The sequence below is a fragment of the Rhizobium hidalgonense genome, from assembly GCF_002914525.1.
Taxonomy (GTDB): Bacteria; Pseudomonadota; Alphaproteobacteria; order Rhizobiales; family Rhizobiaceae; genus Rhizobium; species Rhizobium hidalgonense.
This window is the reverse complement of the sequence record NZ_LODW01000021.1, coordinates 1-861: the sequence shown is the minus strand read 5'-3', so window position 1 is coordinate 861 and position 861 is coordinate 1. Positions and strand designations below refer to the sequence as shown.

The 861-nt window shown below is 52.0% G+C and carries 1 pseudogene; it reads right to left on the bottom strand.

Annotated features, from left to right (window positions below):
- Positions 1-826 (bottom strand): annotated as a pseudogene (locus tag ATY29_RS01320) (Ulp1 family isopeptidase); the annotation flags it as partial.
- Positions 827-861: the final 35 nt, after the last annotated feature.

Here is an 861-nt window from a genome sequence, read left to right as displayed (position 1 = left end):
ATTGCTGCTGATCACTGCCGTTGAGCCGGCTCGCTATGCTCTCCCTACCCCTGGTTTGCAGCCAATCACTAAACTTTCGTTGATTGCTGGCCAGTCTCCAGACGACTCTCCTCTTGGAAGTCGAGGCCGATCCGAGCTTGCTCAGCTCTTCGTTGGCCAAGGCATCAATCATGAGGGCGTCGTCGGGATAAGGATGATGCTGTTTCAACTGCGACTCAGCGCCTAGATACTGCCGCAGCCGATCGAGACTCACGTTTATTTTTACTTCAACGTTAGTAGTAAATTCCCTAAAATCGTCCTTCAACGACCGTTGCTGCTCATCACTGCCAGTCAGGCGACTGCTTATGCTCCCCCGACCATTCTTTCGGAGCCAATTACTAAACCTCCGTTGATTGCTGGCCAGATTCAAGACGCCTTTCCTCTTGGAAGTCGAGTCCGGTCCGAGCTTGCTCAGCTCTTCATTGGCGAAGCCATCAATCATGCGGGTGTCGTCGGGATAAGGATCATGCTGTTTCAACTGCGACTCGGCGCCTAGATACTGTCGCAGCCGATCGAAACCCACGCTTATTTTTACTTCAACGTTAGTAGTAAATTCCCTAAAATCGTCCTTCAACGACCGTTGCTGCTCATCACTGCCAGTCAGGCGACTGCTTATGCTCCCCCGACCATTCTTTTGGAGCCAATCACTAAACCTCCGTTGATTTATCGCCATATTCTGGACAACTTTCCTCTTGGAAGTCGAGTCCGGTCCGAGCTTGCTCAGCTCTTCGTTGGCCAAGCCATCAATCATGAGGGCGTCGTCGGGATAAGGATGATGCTGTTTCAACTGCGACTCGGCGCCTAGATACTGCCGCAGCCGAT